The sequence below is a fragment of the Aerococcus sp. Group 1 genome (assembly GCF_000193205.1).
Lineage (GTDB): Bacteria > Bacillota > Bacilli > Lactobacillales > Aerococcaceae > Aerococcus > Aerococcus urinae_A.
On the sequence record NC_015278.1, the window covers coordinates 755,329 to 770,976 of the forward strand.

15 protein-coding genes and 1 pseudogene are annotated in these 15,648 nt (G+C 43.8%); 10 read left to right on the forward strand and 6 right to left on the reverse strand.

The annotated features are described in order from the left end of the window. The first annotated feature begins 9 nt into the window (after positions 1 to 9). The 7 genes from HMPREF9243_RS10240 (at position 10) to HMPREF9243_RS03570 (ending at position 7,166) form a co-directional block, all read left to right on the forward strand. A protein-coding gene (locus HMPREF9243_RS10240; protein WP_101560582.1) for an IS3 family transposase occupies positions 10 to 1,436 on the forward strand; the annotation gives its coding sequence in 2 pieces (ribosomal slippage) (positions 10 to 520 and positions 520 to 1,436; 1,428 coding nt in all). Between the two features lie 578 nt (positions 1,437 to 2,014). Continuing rightward, positions 2,015 to 3,100: an ABC transporter ATP-binding protein gene (locus HMPREF9243_RS03545; RefSeq protein WP_013668535.1), complete on the forward strand. Its 1,086-nt coding sequence runs from the start codon at positions 2,015 to 2,017 to the stop codon at positions 3,098 to 3,100. Then, positions 3,093 to 3,971 (forward strand): carbohydrate ABC transporter permease, encoded by an 879-nt coding sequence (locus HMPREF9243_RS03550; RefSeq protein ID WP_013669684.1) that lies wholly within the window; start codon positions 3,093 to 3,095, stop codon positions 3,969 to 3,971. Before HMPREF9243_RS03545 ends, HMPREF9243_RS03550 begins: the two co-directional genes overlap by 8 nt. Continuing rightward, complete coding sequence (locus HMPREF9243_RS03555) at positions 3,968 to 4,807, forward strand: carbohydrate ABC transporter permease (protein WP_013668877.1); 840 nt, start codon at positions 3,968 to 3,970, stop codon at positions 4,805 to 4,807. The genes HMPREF9243_RS03550 and HMPREF9243_RS03555 overlap by 4 nt, the downstream gene beginning before the upstream one ends. Continuing rightward, the gene (locus HMPREF9243_RS03560; RefSeq protein ID WP_013669443.1) at positions 4,804 to 6,165 is read left to right on the forward strand and encodes an extracellular solute-binding protein; all 1,362 of its coding nucleotides are present in this window, start codon (positions 4,804 to 4,806) and stop codon (positions 6,163 to 6,165) included. The genes HMPREF9243_RS03555 and HMPREF9243_RS03560 overlap by 4 nt, the downstream gene beginning before the upstream one ends. A 122-nt stretch (positions 6,166 to 6,287) precedes the next feature. Beyond that, positions 6,288 to 6,968, forward strand: a complete 681-nt coding sequence (locus tag HMPREF9243_RS03565) for an NAD(P)H-dependent oxidoreductase (RefSeq protein ID WP_049776738.1) — start codon at positions 6,288 to 6,290, stop codon at positions 6,966 to 6,968. Between the two features lie 9 nt (positions 6,969 to 6,977). Further along, positions 6,978 to 7,166: a hypothetical protein gene (locus HMPREF9243_RS03570; protein WP_013669208.1), complete on the forward strand. Its 189-nt coding sequence runs from the start codon at positions 6,978 to 6,980 to the stop codon at positions 7,164 to 7,166. A gap of 132 nt (positions 7,167 to 7,298) precedes the next feature. On the opposite strand, the pseudogene HMPREF9243_RS10950 reads toward HMPREF9243_RS03570, so the two are convergent. Continuing rightward, a pseudogene (locus HMPREF9243_RS10950) lies at positions 7,299 to 7,858 on the reverse strand (GNAT family N-acetyltransferase). Between the two features lie 73 nt (positions 7,859 to 7,931). Continuing rightward, positions 7,932 to 9,269, reverse strand: coding sequence for a PLP-dependent aminotransferase family protein (locus HMPREF9243_RS03580; RefSeq protein ID WP_013669629.1), 1,338 nt, complete (start codon positions 9,267 to 9,269; stop codon positions 7,932 to 7,934). A 191-nt stretch (positions 9,270 to 9,460) separates the two neighbouring features. On the opposite strand from HMPREF9243_RS03580, the gene pdxS reads away from it, so the two are divergent. Both pdxS and pdxT read left to right on the forward strand, forming a co-directional pair. Continuing rightward, on the forward strand, positions 9,461 to 10,336 hold the full coding sequence (pdxS, locus tag HMPREF9243_RS03585) for a pyridoxal 5'-phosphate synthase lyase subunit PdxS (RefSeq protein WP_013668719.1): 876 nt from the start codon (positions 9,461 to 9,463) through the stop codon (positions 10,334 to 10,336). Position 10,337: 1 nt separating this feature from the next. Further along, positions 10,338 to 10,922 (forward strand): pyridoxal 5'-phosphate synthase glutaminase subunit PdxT, encoded by a 585-nt coding sequence (pdxT, locus tag HMPREF9243_RS03590; protein ID WP_013668587.1) that lies wholly within the window; start codon positions 10,338 to 10,340, stop codon positions 10,920 to 10,922. Positions 10,923 to 10,994: 72 nt separating this feature from the next. Here the strand turns inward: pdxT and HMPREF9243_RS03595 are convergent, their stop codons facing one another. From HMPREF9243_RS03595 to HMPREF9243_RS03610, 4 genes are all read right to left on the reverse strand, one after another. Further along, complete coding sequence (locus HMPREF9243_RS03595; protein WP_013669667.1) at positions 10,995 to 11,501, reverse strand: threonine/serine exporter family protein; 507 nt, start codon at positions 11,499 to 11,501, stop codon at positions 10,995 to 10,997. Between the two features lie 14 nt (positions 11,502 to 11,515). Then, positions 11,516 to 12,280 (reverse strand): threonine/serine exporter family protein, encoded by a 765-nt coding sequence (locus tag HMPREF9243_RS03600; protein ID WP_013670134.1) that lies wholly within the window; start codon positions 12,278 to 12,280, stop codon positions 11,516 to 11,518. Positions 12,281 to 12,434: 154 nt separating this feature from the next. Further along, positions 12,435 to 13,307: a DUF975 family protein gene (locus tag HMPREF9243_RS03605; protein WP_013669416.1), complete on the reverse strand. Its 873-nt coding sequence runs from the start codon at positions 13,305 to 13,307 to the stop codon at positions 12,435 to 12,437. Between the two features lie 214 nt (positions 13,308 to 13,521). Further along, entirely contained in the window at positions 13,522 to 14,073 is a 552-nt protein-coding gene (locus tag HMPREF9243_RS03610) for an NADPH-dependent FMN reductase (protein ID WP_013669649.1), read from the reverse strand. A 225-nt stretch (positions 14,074 to 14,298) separates the two neighbouring features. On the opposite strand from HMPREF9243_RS03610, the gene HMPREF9243_RS03615 reads away from it, so the two are divergent. Then, a complete protein-coding gene (locus HMPREF9243_RS03615) occupies positions 14,299 to 15,588 on the forward strand; it encodes a Y-family DNA polymerase (protein WP_013668683.1) in 1,290 nt (429 codons plus the stop codon). The last annotated feature ends 60 nt before the right edge of the window (positions 15,589 to 15,648 follow it).

Consider the following 15,648-nt stretch of genomic DNA (forward strand, 5'->3'; position numbering starts at 1 on the left):
GTTATTTTTATGTCTAAATATTCATTAGAATTTAAACTGAATTTAGTAGGAGACTATATTGCGAAAAAAGGAAGTTATCGAACCTTAGCTAATAAAGCAGGAATAGATCCTTCTATTTTACGAAGGTGGGTTAATAACTATTATGAATTTGGTGTAGATGGTTTAAAGAAAAGGCGGACTCAACAGGTTTATACTGTTGAATTCAAATTAAATGCGATAGAATTGTATGAAAGTACGGAAATGAGTTATCGCGAATTGGCCAATTCATTAAACATGAATAATCCAAGTCTAATCGCTAATTGGCGAAGAGCTTATCATGAAAGAGGACTTGATGGCCTTTCCGCGAGGAAAGGAAGGCCACCTAAAGTGTCTAAAAAGAAATCACAAATCAATCAAATAAAGGATAGCAGCGAAACCAATCAGTTAAGTGAAGCAAAAATAAAGGAACTTGAACAACGGATTACGGATTTAGAAATTGAGAACAAATTTTTAAAAGGATTGAGGAGACGTGTGGCTCAAAGAGTCAAGCGAGAAAAGAAGAAATAGTGACCGAAATCACACGTCTCCATGATGAAAAATATGCTTTAAAAGATATTCTTAGCGTTTTAAAGTTTCCTAAATCGACCTACTTTTATTGGAAAAATAAAGATGAGGAAATTGATAAGGATGCCGATTTAAAAGAGGAAATGAAAGACATCAGAGAAACCCATAAGGATTATGGTTATCGAAGAATGCGAGCTGAACTGCTTTCCCGTGGTTATAAGGTCAGTAAAAACAAAGTTCAACGCCTAATGAAAATTATGGGGATACAGGTCACTAGCTATACTAGAAAGACAAGAAAATATAATTCCTACAAAGGAACGATTGGAGAGATAGCGCCAAATCGTATCAACCGGCGGTTTGATTCGACCATTCCTTATCAAAAAATAACAACAGACACAACAGAATTTAAATACTACTATGCCGATGATTCTGGGAATTATCAAACTGGAAAACTCTATTTAGATCCTTACATGGATCTATTTAATCGAGAAATTATTTCTTTTAAGATAACACATCAGCCTAATGGACAAAGCATGTTGGAGGGGCTACAAGCTGCCATTGAAGCAAGTAAATTATGTCCATACAGAAGAACCTTTCATTCTGATCAGGGCTGGGCCTATCAAATGAAAAGTTACACCCGGCTCTTGAAGGATCACCGAATTTTTCAAAGTATGTCTCGTAAAGGAAATTGCTTAGATAATTCGCCAATGGAGAATTTCTTTAGTCTACTAAAACAAGAAGTCTACTATGGTCGGACTTATCATTCCTTTGAAGAATTAGCACAAGCGATTGAAGATTTTATAATCTATTACAATGGTGAAAGAATCAAAGAAAAATTAGATTTTAGGAGTCCTATAGAATTTCGTCTTCATCACGCTTCTTTCGCCGCTTAATGATTACACATAAACTTTAAACTTATCAAGAGCCGCTACGCTCTTCCTCTTGACAAGTTTAAATTTCTGAGTAAATGTGTCGGCAAGAAATAAGCAAGAACTGTAAGCAACAAAAAAGAGCTGGCCAAAGGCCAACTCACTATATATAAAGTCCAACTTATTGGGGTCACCATAAAAAACTGGGCCTTTTTAAATGGATAATTTTACCTAGCAGCGAGTGATAAAACAGGGTCCTTGCGCTAACTAGCCGATCTTTCATTAGTAATGGATGATGAAAGCGATGAAAAAATTATTAGAGCCTAGTTTACTGATTTTTGGCTTGCTTGTCAACGGCTTTATCGATCAAAGTTGAAGTTTTATGCCTACATGTCAGATAAGTTATCCAGTCCTTACCCATTTAAGTTTTCCTAAAGGATTCCTCTAGTGGAGGAGTGTATTTAATGAAAAATTAAAAAATGTATGTTAGAGTAGTATTGACGTACGTTTGTTCGATTGTAATTGAGAGATTAATCAGTAGCTGGGTTATTGATTATTCGCCACTGATTAGTCCCTGTATTTTTAAGATAGGGGGATAATTAATGTCAACAATTGAATTGAAAAATGTGAGTAAACGCTATCCTGGCAATGAGAATTACTCCGTTAAAAACTTTAATTTAGATGTTGGAGACGGTGAATTTATTGTCTTTGTCGGTCCGTCCGGTTGTGGGAAATCAACCACTTTGCGGATGATTGCCGGTTTGGAGGAGATTAGCCAAGGGGACTTATTAATTGATGGTGAAGTGGTCAATGATAAGGATCCCAAAGACCGCAACATTGCCATGGTCTTCCAAAACTATGCCCTTTTTCCACATTTATCGGTTGCCGATAATATTGGCTTTGGCTTAAAAATTAGAAAAGTCGACAAAGATAAACGCGAGCAGGCGGTTAAAGATGCTGCTGAGCTGGTAGGCTTGAGTGACTATTTAGATAAAAAACCAGGTGCCTTATCAGGCGGTCAGATGCAAAGGGTTGCCCTTGCTAGAGCCATCGTTAAGTCAGCTGGTATTTTATTGATGGATGAACCTTTAAGTAACTTGGATGCCAAGCTCCGGGTTCAAATGCGCAGTGAAATTGTTAATTTACAAAAACATCTCCATGCGACAACTGTTTACGTGACCCACGACCAAGCTGAAGCCATGACCATGGCTGACCGGATTGTTGTGATGAACCAGGGCCAAATCCAACAAATCGGGGCCCCTTGGGAGGTTTATAACAACCCTAAGAATCTTTTTGTTGCAACCTTCCTAGGCACACCACCCATGAACACTATCCAAGCCTATGTCAAAGATGGCAAGGTCTTGTCTCGAACTGACCGGGTTTTAGTGGACCATTTACCAGGTGATTTCACTGAAGGGCAAGAGATTGTCGTCGGCTTTAGACCGGAAAAGGCTCAAGTCACTGATAATCCTGACCAGGCCCACTTTACCGGGTCCATTCAAATGGTGGAATTACTGGGCGCTGACTATGACCTCCATGTGAAGTTAGAGATCTCACAAGTCATCATTAAAGAAGCGACCGATAAACGCTATGAGGCTGGTCAGGAAATCGCCTTTAACCTCGATAGTAAAGACCTTTATTACTTCGATAAGAAGAGTGGGGAAAGACTGGTGACTGAAAATGATTAAAGACATGAACAAGAAGCAGTGGCTGATCTATATCTTAGTGCCACTCCTGCCTTTACTAATTTTCTGGTTCTTACCTATGATCATTTCCCTTTTAATTTCTTTTACCAACTGGGATTACATCTCACCGACCTATGATATCGTCGGCATAGAAAATTACACCGACCTGATCACTTCTGAAGAATTTGCTTCATCCTTATGGAATACGGTGGTCTTTTCACTAGGAACAGTGATTCCAACCTTAGTGATTGGCTTTTTATTAGCACTCTTATTAATCCGGCAAAAGTTCATGCATAATTTCATCCAAGCCTGTCTCTTTGCTCCTTGGGTAACGCCTATGGTTGCGGTCTCCATTGTTTGGTCCTGGATGTACCAACCAGAAGGACTGATTAATAATATGCTGGCCCATATCGGTATTTCGGGACCGGATTGGTTGTCTTCATCGACCTTTGCCATGGTGGCTGTAATTGTGGTAACTGTTTGGAAGAATGCAGGCTGGGCCATGTTGTTTTATTCAACCGCCATGTCCAGTATTTCGCCGGCCTATGATGAAGTTTGTGATATTGCTGGAGCTAGTTACTGGCAACGGATCCGAACGATTTATTTTCCCATGACCCTACCCACAACCCTTTTCTTATCGATCATTACCTTGATTTCGTCCATCCAGGCTTATGACCAAATTAACGTCTTAACCCAAGGAGGGCCAGCAGGGGCCACGCGAACCTTGTTATACATGTTCTATCAACTAGCTTTTGAGGAGTTTAACATGGGTAAAGCCACTGCCTTGTCAGTCATTATGCTAGTCATCACTGGTCTCTTAGCCTTTGCGATCTTTAGCTTACAAGGACATTACCGTAAGGAGGGTATGGCATGAGAAATAAACAATGGGATAGTAAGGGGATTATTCGTTCTATCTTACTTCTCTTACTCAGTTTTTTAATGGTTTATCCTTTATTATGGATGGCGTCGAATGCCTTTAAAGATGCTGCCACCATCCTATCTAATCCGGCCTCTTTAGCTCCTGACTTTCTTTCCTTTAAGAACTTTGCGGGAGTATTCGAATTGGGCCCCTTTGACCTTTATATTTTTAACAGTATTTTCACTGCCTTAGTGATTGTCATTGTCCAATTAGTCCTAAGTGCCTTGATGGCCTATGGTTTGGTCTTCTTCCATTTTAAAGGGAAGAAATTCCTCTACACTTCGATCTTACTCACTTACATGTTACCAGTGGCGACTACCTATGTGCCATCCTTTGTGATCTTAGCGCAAATGGGGCTCTTAGATACCTTAACCGGTTTAATCGTATCCAATATCGCTAGTGTCTTTTCGATCTTTTACCTCGTCCAAACCTTCCGTTCCGTACCGATTGAATTGGTGGAAGCGGGACAAGTAGAAGGGGCTAATTCTTGGCAAATCTTGTGGCGGATTATCGTTCCTTATTCTCGCTCAGCCATTTTAACCACGGCCTTGATCAACTTTGTAACCCACTACAATAACTACATGTGGCCTTCATTAATTATTTCTAGTGAAGCGAAGATGCTGGTCTCTAATGGTCTGAACCAGCTCTTCACCACCCAAGGCAACTTTATTGATAACTTACCCCGCTTAATGGCGGCCAATACCCTGGTAGTGGTGCCACTATTGATCCTCTTTATCCTTCTACAAAAATGGTTTGTACAAGGAATTTCTGGCTCAGGAACGAAAGGATGATCAAGATGAAAAAAATGGCGAAAATTTTACTGACTCTCTTTACCGCCTTGCTGTTCCTGGGTGGCTGTTCTAAACAAGCCCAGCAAGCTCTAGCTGAATATGACCGCAAGCATAGCGACCAGTCAACAGGTGATCGGGTAGAGATTGAATTTTGGTATGGGTTGGGCTCCATCGCGGGGCAAACCATGGAAGAAATTATTGAAGATTTTAACAATAGTCAAGACCAAGTCCGCGTGATAGGAGTGGCTCAGGCCAATTATGATGAAACCTATCAGAAACTCCAAGCGGCTATTGCGGCGGATATCGCTCCAGCTGTGGTTTTATCGGATGATATCGTGGAACAATCCGAGTCTCAAATTCTTAGACCGCTCAATAATTTTATGGATGAAAGCATGGCAACTGCGGACTTCCTGCCTGTTTTTATGGATTTAGCAATTTCTGATGGTCAGGTTTACGGTTTTCCAGCCTTTGGGACCACCCAGGTCATGTATTACCGTAAGGATATTCTAGACCAAGCTGGTATTGATCCCGATGACATGTATGCTTCCTGGGAGAATGTGATGGCTTATTCTAAGCAACTCCAAGACGACGGCTATGTCGAAAATGGCCACCAATTAATGTGGGGGACCGATAACTTGATTGACCTGGCCTACAGTTCTGGGGGACAAATTATTTCTGATGATGGGACTCAAGTTTTGATTGACCAAGCCCCTTGGGTAGATTCTTGGAATTTTATCCGAGAAAACATCCACGATGGCACTAGCCCGATTGAATCAGGTGGACAAGGCTGGGAATACTGGTACCGGACCATCGATAATGTGATGACGGGTAAATCGATTGGCTATACTGGTTCCTCCGGGGATAAGGCCGACCTGGATTTTGACATCATTGGTTCAGCGGAACAACCAGGTTATAATGGTCATGAACCCCGTCCAATGTCTGAGGGGCTCTACCTGGCCATTCCGGCCCAGTCTTCTGACCAGGAAGCAAAGGCGGCTTTTGAATGGATTAAATACTTCACTAGTCCCCAAGTTCAGGCTGACTGGACCAAGGCAGTGGGTTATGTTCCAGTACGGATTGATGACACCATGAATAAGGTCCCTGGCTTTAGTGAATTCTTAGCCGAAAATCCGGCTTATAAAACGCCTATGGACCAATCAACCCATGCTTCTTACAGCTTTACGGATCCTACCGGAGGCAAAATTTACCAAGCCCTATCCGATGCTCGGGATAAGGTGGAACTGCAAAATATTCCTGCAGAGGAAGCCTTGGCTGAAGCCCAGGAAACGGCTCAAAAGGCTTTAGACACAGTAAATGAGAGGGGAAAATTAATCATTATATTGAAAAAAGCCAAGTGAGCGACTTGAACTGACTTGGCTTTTTTCTTTAGCTAAAAAGAGCAGGATTGAGCCGGCCGACTGGCAGCTTTTTAGATATTTGTTTAAAATAGAAAGCAAATAAGGAAAAGGAGATGGGAAGAGTGCCAGTAAGTATTTTTTGTGGGCACCCAGATTTGGAAAATTCTAGCAGCCACCAATTTTTACGGGCAGCTTGCCCCAAGGAAATCGATTTTATCCCTGTTCCGACAGACTACGAGGATAATTTTATCCAAGCCTCCCAGCAGACTTTCTTAGCTAGTGAGCGGGTCTACCTGCAATTTCCCCTCTACTGGTACCAAGCACCTGGTCATATGGTCCAATGGCTCCAGGAATTATTAAGTGATAATTTCCTAGACCAGTATGGTCCGTCCTTTGTAGGCAAATCCTTGGGTTTAATAGTAACGATTGGGCGCCCTTTATCCTATTACCAAGCTGGTGGGAAAAATAATGTCAGTCTGTCAGCTCTCTTTAGCCCCTATCAAACCCTGTGCCAAAGCTTGGGGGTGACCTTTTTACCTGCCTTTGTGCTTAGCCAATTCCACTATTTAAGTGAAGCCGACCAAGCCAAGCAGTATGTTGCCTTTCAATATTACCTACTAAATCCAGAACGTGGCGGATTTAGCCAAAGGAGCCGCTGGTTAATCGATTATTTGAACAGCTGTCAGGAGGATTTTTCACCTGCTTTGAGTGGCCAGCTTGAGCTCTTGCTCGATTCCTGGCAAGGGCGATTGGAAGAATTAGAATTGTTGGAAGCTGAATTACCGAAAACAAGGCGACATTAGGAGGTTATTATGGTTGAAAATGATCCACTAGGCCCTTGGTCCCAGGAAGTTTTAAAGCAAGTCCAGGAAGAAAGCAGTGAATATGGCCAGCGCGCCTATCTTGCTGCTTGTCACGAGGCTATTGAAGCCCTCGACTTACGTTACCAGCAAGCGAGCGGGCGCTTAGACGGCTTGTCTTGGGATAAGGAGAACTGGTAAACACTTAATAAATCCTTGGCTTATAGAAATGCGGCTAAGGAATAGAAAAAAGCAGCGCATTGTTGTGTAATCCCCAAAAGTTGAATGTTTAGTCCAACTGATTGGGCATCCCAATGTTCGCTGCTTTTTGTTTTATTTATCATAATCCTCTCGTAAGAGGCCGTAGTAGGCGGCGTCACAGAGCCCTTGGTTGTTACGGTCGGCTTGACGGAGGGTGCCTTCATAAACTAGGCCACAATGCTGCATGACCTTTCCGGAGGCAGGATTGTTGGGGTCATGCATAGATTCAATCCGGTTGACGCCTACCTCATCGAAGAAGAAGGGAATAAGGCGTTGGAAGGCTTCGGTGGTAATTCCCATTCCCCACCAGTTTTGACCGATAGCATAGCCAATGTGGACGGCCGCAATTTTTCTTTGACGTCCACTACGGAAATGCTACCAATGACTTCATGAGTTGACTTCAAGACAATAGCCCATTGGTAGAAATCTTTGTGACTATAGTTAGCCACCCATTGAGCAATGACTGCCTTAGTGACAGCAGGGGATTGGTGGTTGGGCCAGGTTAAATATTTGCTGACAACTGGGTCACTGGTCCAGTGCTGGTAGGCCTGGTCCACGTCAGACATTTCAAAGGGACGCAAGATAAGGCGCTGGCTTTCCAGTTTTTGGCTACCTCGATGGTTCATAATCATTAACCTCCATAAAAGTTAATTTATTATATATCAATTGACCCTAGAAAACTAGCTAAGAAGTCAGAGAGGACAGTTATGAGAGTTTGACCGAGGAAAATAATTCTCTCTTAACAATCTCGAGAGCTTGTTTAAGCATAGACAAATCCACTGCGGCATCATTCAAGAGAAAGAGCTGACGACTTCTTACTAGGGGACTCATATCATAGTCGGAGACACTTTTAATGCCAATACCCTTTTTAAGTAGGCGGTCTTTCACTTTCTGGTCTGATAAGGCGGTCTGGAATTTGAGGAGTAGGTGGAGGCCGGTTTCGCCTTCAATAATCTGACATTGATCTGGGGAGAATTGATCTCTAATCAAGCGCCTGACTTTTTCTCTTTTCTTGCTATAGAGACGGCGCATGCGGTTAATATGCTTTTCAAAATAACCCTCCCTAATAAATTGGGCTAAACTGTACTGTTCAAAGGTAGACACGGTACAGGAATAGAAGGACAGGTCGCGATAGAATTGGTTAGCTAGTTGGGCAGGGAGGACCATATAGGAAATCCGAATAGTAGGTGCTAGGGACTTGGAGAAGGTGTTAAGGTAGATCACTTTAGCGCTAGCATCAATACTTTGCAAGGTAGGGAGGGGCTTGCCGTGAAAGCGAAACTCACTATCATAGTCATCCTCAATAATATAGCGCCCCTCTGCCTGATTGGCCCAAGCCAGTAATTGATAGCGGCGGCTGACGGGCATGGTAATGCCGGTTGGAAAGTGGTGGGTAGGATTAAGGTGGGCGATCTGAGCTTGGTTCTTATTAAGTTCTTCAACCATTAATCCTTGGTCATCAATCCCCGCTAAACGACAATCCACCCCTTGTTTAATATAGATCTGCCGTAATTTTTTATAACCAGGATTTTCAATGCAATAGATCTTGTCCCGTCCAAGGAGTTGGATCAATAAGCCGTAGAGATATTCTGTCCCGGCTCCAACAATAATTTGCTTAGGATCAATGGCCATCCCCCGAAAAGAAGCCAAGTGGCTAGCAATGGCCTCTCTTAGGGCAGCTACACCGCCTCCCAGGGGTGGTTTAAGGAGGTCGGCCTGGCAGTTAAGGATGGTGTCATGCATCATCCGATTCATAATTGAAAAAGGAAAGAGATCAGACGGGCTCTGCTGTTCAGAAAAATTAAAAGTAAAGTGTTCTTCTTGGGGGAGGCAGATATGGTGGTCCACCTCTGGCCGTGGATGGATATTAGGCAGGTCCTGCCAGTCATTCACATAATAGCCCCGTTTTTCCTGGCTATAGACCAGGCCTTCACTGATCAACTGGTCATAAGCATTTTCAACCGTTATGGTACTAATGCCTAAATTTCTAGCCAAGCTCCGTTTAGAAGGCAGTTTTTCTTGACTGGCCAGTTTTCCGGCCATGATATCGCTTTTAATGGCTTGGTATAATTGCTGATAAAGGGGGATTGGGCCTTTTTTAGATGGTAGGTTAACATCTTTTTTACTCCTTACTGGCTTCTTTTTTATTGTGATTTTGACTATTTGTCTATGACCACTTTTAATTTATGATATAGCTTACCAAGCGCTAAGCGACAAATCAAGGAGGTCATCACATGACAAAGACACAATATGAATTAAACCAAGCCCTAGCTCAGATGTTGAAGGGTGGGGTGATTATGGATGTTACCACACCAGAACAAGCCCGGATTGCTGAAGCAGCAGGTGCAGCAGCGGTTATGGCCCTGGAACGGATTCCAGCTGATATCCGAGCAGCCGGTGGGGTTTCCCGGATGAGTGATCCTAAAATGATTAAGGGTATCCAAGAAGCAGTTTCCATCCCGGTTATGGCCAAGGTTCGCATCGGTCACTTTGTGGAAGCTCAGATTCTCGAAGCCATTGAAATTGACTATATCGATGAATCCGAAGTTCTCTCGCCAGCAGATGATGTTTACCATATTGATAAGACCGCCTTCAAGGTACCTTTTGTTTGTGGGGCCCGTGATTTAGGGGAAGCTTTGCGCCGGATTGAAGAGGGAGCTTCTATGATTCGGACCAAGGGGGAACCTGGCACAGGCGACGTGGTCCAAGCCGTCCGTCACTTACGTAAGATTAATGCCCAAATTCGTCAAGTTGCTTCCCTAGCAGAAGATGAGCTCTATGAAGCCGCAAAACAACTTCAAGTGCCTTATCATTTAATCCAATATGTCCATGATCACGGGAAATTACCAGTAGTGAACTTTTCCGCTGGGGGGGTAGCTACCCCAGCGGATGCCGCTTTAATGATGCAATTAGGGGCGGAAGGAGTCTTTGTTGGTTCCGGAATCTTCAAGTCAGGAGATCCCGCTAAGCGGGCCAGTGCCATCGTTCAAGCGGTCACCAACTACCAAGATGCCCAATTAATTGCCCAACTATCCGAAGACTTGGGTGAAGCCATGGTCGGGATTAATCCGAGCGAGATCCAAATTATTATGGAAGAGCGAGGCCAGTAAGATGACAATCGGTGTACTCGCCCTCCAAGGGGCCTTCATTGAACACGAAGATATCCTCCGCCACTTAGGGGCTCAAGTAAAAGAGATTCGTCAACTAAAAGACTTGGATGATATTGATGGCCTCGTCCTACCAGGAGGAGAAAGTACGGTCCAGGGGCAATTGCTGGAAAAGTTAGGTCTATTAGAACCCGTGCGTCAGTTGATCCAAGATGGCCTACCAACCCTAGCTACCTGTGCTGGCTTAATTCTTCTAGCCGACAACATAGCCAACGACACTAATCGTTACCTAGGGACCTTACCCGTGACTGTGAAGCGGAATGCCTATGGCCGTCAACTAGGCAGTTTTGCCACTCAAAGTCAAGTGGGCCCTCTTAGTGACTACCCGGCAGTTTTTATCCGGGCCCCTTATGTTGCTGACTATGGTCAAGATGTTCAAGTTCTGGCCCAAGTGGATGGTAAGGTGGTTGGAGTTGAATATGAAAATCAAATTGGTCTAGCCTTTCATCCCGAGCTTACCCAGGATTACCGTATCCACCAGTACTTTCTTCAAAAAGTGGAAGACTTTAAGCAAGCAGCCACAAAATAATTCCATGAAGTAAAAAAATCAGTGCTCACAGTGGCACTGATTTTTTTGATGACTAGCGATTTAATCGAAGAACTAAGACTTAGCCATTTTCATTTTTTCGGCCTTTTCTTTGGCCGCTTTTTTCTTTAAACGCCGGCGGGCCCGGTCCTGGCGTTGACGGCGAATTTGTTGTTCAGCCAGGTTAACAAACATAAAACCAAAAACAATGGCTCCGGAAACCTTGAAAACGTCCATCAGGTAGGAGACACTTAACTGATAATTGCCTTCTACGGCATAGCGGATAAAGAGATAGGCCGCATTACCAGGAACCAAGGGCAGAATAGCGGGAGTATTCAAAATAATCACCGGTAAGCGCAGCTTGCGCGAGAGGTAAATATAGATGATCCCGATAACGATAGCGGCCATGAAGTTAGCGACGATTAAGTCCCCAAACCAGGACATAAAAAAGTAGTAGGTCATCCAACCACTGGCTCCCGTTAAGCCACAATAAATCAAAGCCCGCTTAGGGACGTTAATAATGGTGGAAAAGGCGACCGTCCCGAAAAAGGAGAGGACAAATTGTTCAATAATGGTAAACATGGCTGAACTCCTTTCTAACCTAACCATTGCAGGGTGAGGGCAATACCAACACCCAGCACAATGGCAATTAAGATGGCGTTAACTGCTTGGACCATGCCCGAAATTAACTGGCGGGCAAAGAGGTCACGGAGGGCACCAGTAATGGCCAGTCCAGGAAGGAGAGGCATGATACAGCCCGTGATCAAGGAGTCCAGGTTATTGACCAGGCCTAGGCGGTTTAGGGACAGGGCTAAAAATCCGATGACGGTAGTCGCAAAAAAGTCACTGAGGAAGGTAATTTCAAATTTTACCTTGCAGTATTCAGAAATAGCAAAGCCGATGATCGCAATGGCAAAGGCAAAACCAATATCCCAGTAGTTGGTTGAGTCAATCATTAGCATAAAGGCAGCACTAGCAGCTCCCGCAGCCAATAATTGCACACTAAAGGGGAAGGTCTTTTCCTGTTTATCTACGGCTTGTAAGGCCTGGTAGAGTTCTTCCAGGTTAAGTTTTCCTTCAGCGTAAGAGCGGGAAAGTTGGTTGGTGTCATCAATTTTGGCTAAGTCGGTGGAGGTCTTTTTGACTAGGACCATTTGCATGTCTGAGTGCTTATTTAAGCTCATAAAGACGGCCGTGTTGGTGACATAGGAGGCGGTATCGAAACGGTGGCTGTTTTGGGCGATCCGTTGCATAGTATCTTCGACCCGGTAGGATTCGGAACCCGATTCCATCATGATATTACCGGCCAGTAAACAAGTGGATAAAAGTAAGTGGTTTTGTTCTTCGATGATGGCTACCATAGTAATCTCCTTCCTGGATAATTTGTGCCAGCTACTTACTTTCATTCTAGCATAGAAAGACTTTAGCCAGTCCTATTTAAACAATCGCACGCACAAAAAAGTGACCCACTGATTAGTGAGTCACTCTTAATCATTTATTTTAAATTTTTTAATCTTAGTTAAATTGGCCTTCGATAATACCGCGTTCTTGTTCGAGCCGGGCTTGGTAGAAGACTGCAGCGGCTACTTTCGAACGCAGTCCATAGTAAACAGAAACGAACACGATGAAGAGGGCGACAGCAAAGAAGAGAACAAAGCCCAAGAAACCTAATCCAGCCACGTTTATCCGGTTGGTGGCGACAGTTACTCCAATAGCCACAACTATAGAGATGAAGATAAGCAAATAAGCGATCCATTTATAGCTAAGCATCAAGCAGAAATATCTCCAGCGGTTGCCTCTCATGAGCCGCCAGCTATTTTTGATGACTTGGAAGGCGCCCCTGTCTGGCTCTTCCTTTAACAAAATAGGGGTCATAGCTAAACTAATATTGACCCAATAAGCAATTAAAGCGATCAAAAGTCCGCCACCAACCAGGACCACTAAGAGCCAAGCATCTTCCGAGCCCAAGACTAAAGCGGCGATAATAACCAAGGCGAAGGCTGCCAATAGGGACATTAGCCAAATCACAACAATATTGACTATCTGCGATAGGAGGCTGGTCCAGGTATTATGCCAGAAATTCTTCTTAAAGGGCCGGAAGATACTCAAAGCCTGGTAGGGGGTGTGGGTTTTCGCTGCATCGACCAGGCCCCAGGTCATGCCATAACTCAATAGGGCGAAGACTAGGGTAGAAATCAGGGTGTTGACTAATTCAATAGAATTCCCTGAAGACTGGAAGCGGGCAAGCGTAAAGTCAGTGATCGATGAGACCACGGCGCTAAGAATAAGGATGATAGCAAAGTCAGCCAGTAAAGGCTTGAGACTGATGGGGGTAATTTCCTTTTCTGCTTGACGGATCGCTCGATTGGGGAGCGCTAATTTTTCCATAATAAACTCCTTTCCTGAGTTTAAACGAGTAATAGTTTTTCTTAAGTCTAGGATACCACAGCAGGGATTATTTAAAAATGAAAAATATAAAGTGCTTCAAGTCATAAAATGGCGAATCGATTGACTACTTTATGAAAAGTGAGCCATAAAAAAGGCCGTGACTTTCATATGGTCACGGCCCGATGTCGGTATTTTATCAGGTTAAAGTTTAGGCTTAAACAAATTTTGCAGCGAATTCAGCGAAAGCTTTACCCGCATTAGCTAAGAATTCTTGGGTATCTTCGGCAGTAATTTCACCATTGTCACCGATGAAGTTAGCTGAGTTACCAATGTATAATTCAGGTTGTTGCATCACTGGCATGTCTAAGAAGACTAAGGATTGACGGAGGGTGTGGTTAGCAATCGCGCCACCAATTCCAGCTGGAGATTGAGAAGCCACAAGAGCTGGTTTCCCTTCCCAAACACTAGAGCCGTATGGACGAGAACCTAAGTCAATGGCATTCTTCAAGCTAGCTGGTACAGAACGGTTATGTTCTGGAGTAACGAAGATAATGGCGTCTTGAGCTTTTACTTCTTCACGGAAACGTGTGTATTCCTTAGGTTGTTCTGGCGCTTCATCATAGTCTTGGCTATAGAGAGGCAGGTCAGCGGTTTCGATGAAGGTAACTTCTGCATCTTCAGGTAAGCCTTTGACGATCCCTTTGGCAATAGCTTCTGAGAATGAGTTTTTACGGATTGAACCTAAAACAACACCATATTTAGTCATTATAAAATCTCCTCTTTCATTTTTCTTTCTATTTTTAACTTACAATACTTAGTTTAAAAGCGAGTGGCCTAAATAACAAATTATATGCTCACAAAAAGTAATTACTTTTTGTAAGTATAAAAGTTCGCTTAAAACCAAGGGAATGCTCTTGACAAATAGAACGTATGTTCGTAAAATTAAGAAAAGTTGTCCAGTAGACCACTAAAAAAGTAGAGGATAATGCTTATGAAACGTTTTGACTATGCATTTGATTATAGCCAGGAGCCCAAACATGACGTCATGTGTATCGACATGAAGTCTTTTTTTGCCAGCGTCGAATGTGTGGCTCGGCAACTCGACCCCCTGACAGCAGAGTTAGTTGTCATGTCGCGGGCAGAAGCCGATGGTGGATTGGTTCTAGCCGCTAGCCCTGCGGTTAAGGCCAAATATGGTTTGAAAACCGGGTCCCGGCTCTTTGAATTTCCCCGCCATCACAACATTCAAATTGTTCCTCCCAATATGAGCCGCTATATTGAAATTAATTTGGACATTAATGAGATCTTCTTGAATTACGTTGCCCCTGAAGACCTCCATATCTATAGTATTGATGAGAGTTTTCTGGATGTTTCCTATAGTCACAAGTTATTTGGTAGTAATGAAGACATTGCTCGCCGGATTCAAGCCGATGTCTACCAGGCCTTTGGAATTACTGCCACAGTTGGAATGGGGGACAACCCCCTCCTAGCTAAATTGTGCTTGGATAATTCAGCCAAGCATTCTCCGCCTTATATTGACTACTGGTCCTATGACTCGATTCCGGAAACGGTTTGGAAGATTGAGCCGCTCAGGGATTTCTGGGGGATAGCCAAGGGTTTGGAGCGGCGTTTGAACCGCTTAGGTATTTATACGGTAGAAGAATTGGCCCATGCCGATGTTTATCTCCTGCAGAAGCGCTTAGGCATTATTGGTGTGGAGCTCCTGGAACACGCCAATGGGATTGACCACAGTATTATCCGTGAGAAGTATGTGCCTTCCTCACGCTCCTTTGGTAAAAGTCAGATCCTCCAGCGCGACTATACCGACCCCTACCAAGTGGCCATCATTATTCGCGAGATGGGCAGTGACATTGCGGCCCGTTTACGCCAGCACCATTTGTTAGCGGGCCAGGTCTCTCTATCCATCGGTTACTCTCATGAGGTCCTTGACCGTGGCTTTCGCCATCAAGTGCCCATTGACCCCACTGACCGGCCCGAAGACCTTAACCACGTCTGGACGGAAATCTTCCGCCTCTACTATGAGGATGGCCAACCTATCCGTCAAATTGCCCTCAGCGCCAGTAAATTCCAAGAAAAAGTGGGCATCCAGCTCAGTCTCTTTGAAGATCCGGAACGGACTCTCCAGAAGGAACGCCTCTATGACACCATGCAAAAAATTCATGACCACTATGGGCCCAGTTCTCTCTTCTATGCCAATAGCTTAGTTGACGGGGCAACCGGTCTGGAGCGGAATAAGTTGATCGGTGGTCACCAGGCTTAAATTCCATGGAGGAAAAGCCAGTCAATGAGATATGGATTTGGTCTGGGCCTGGTTTTTGCT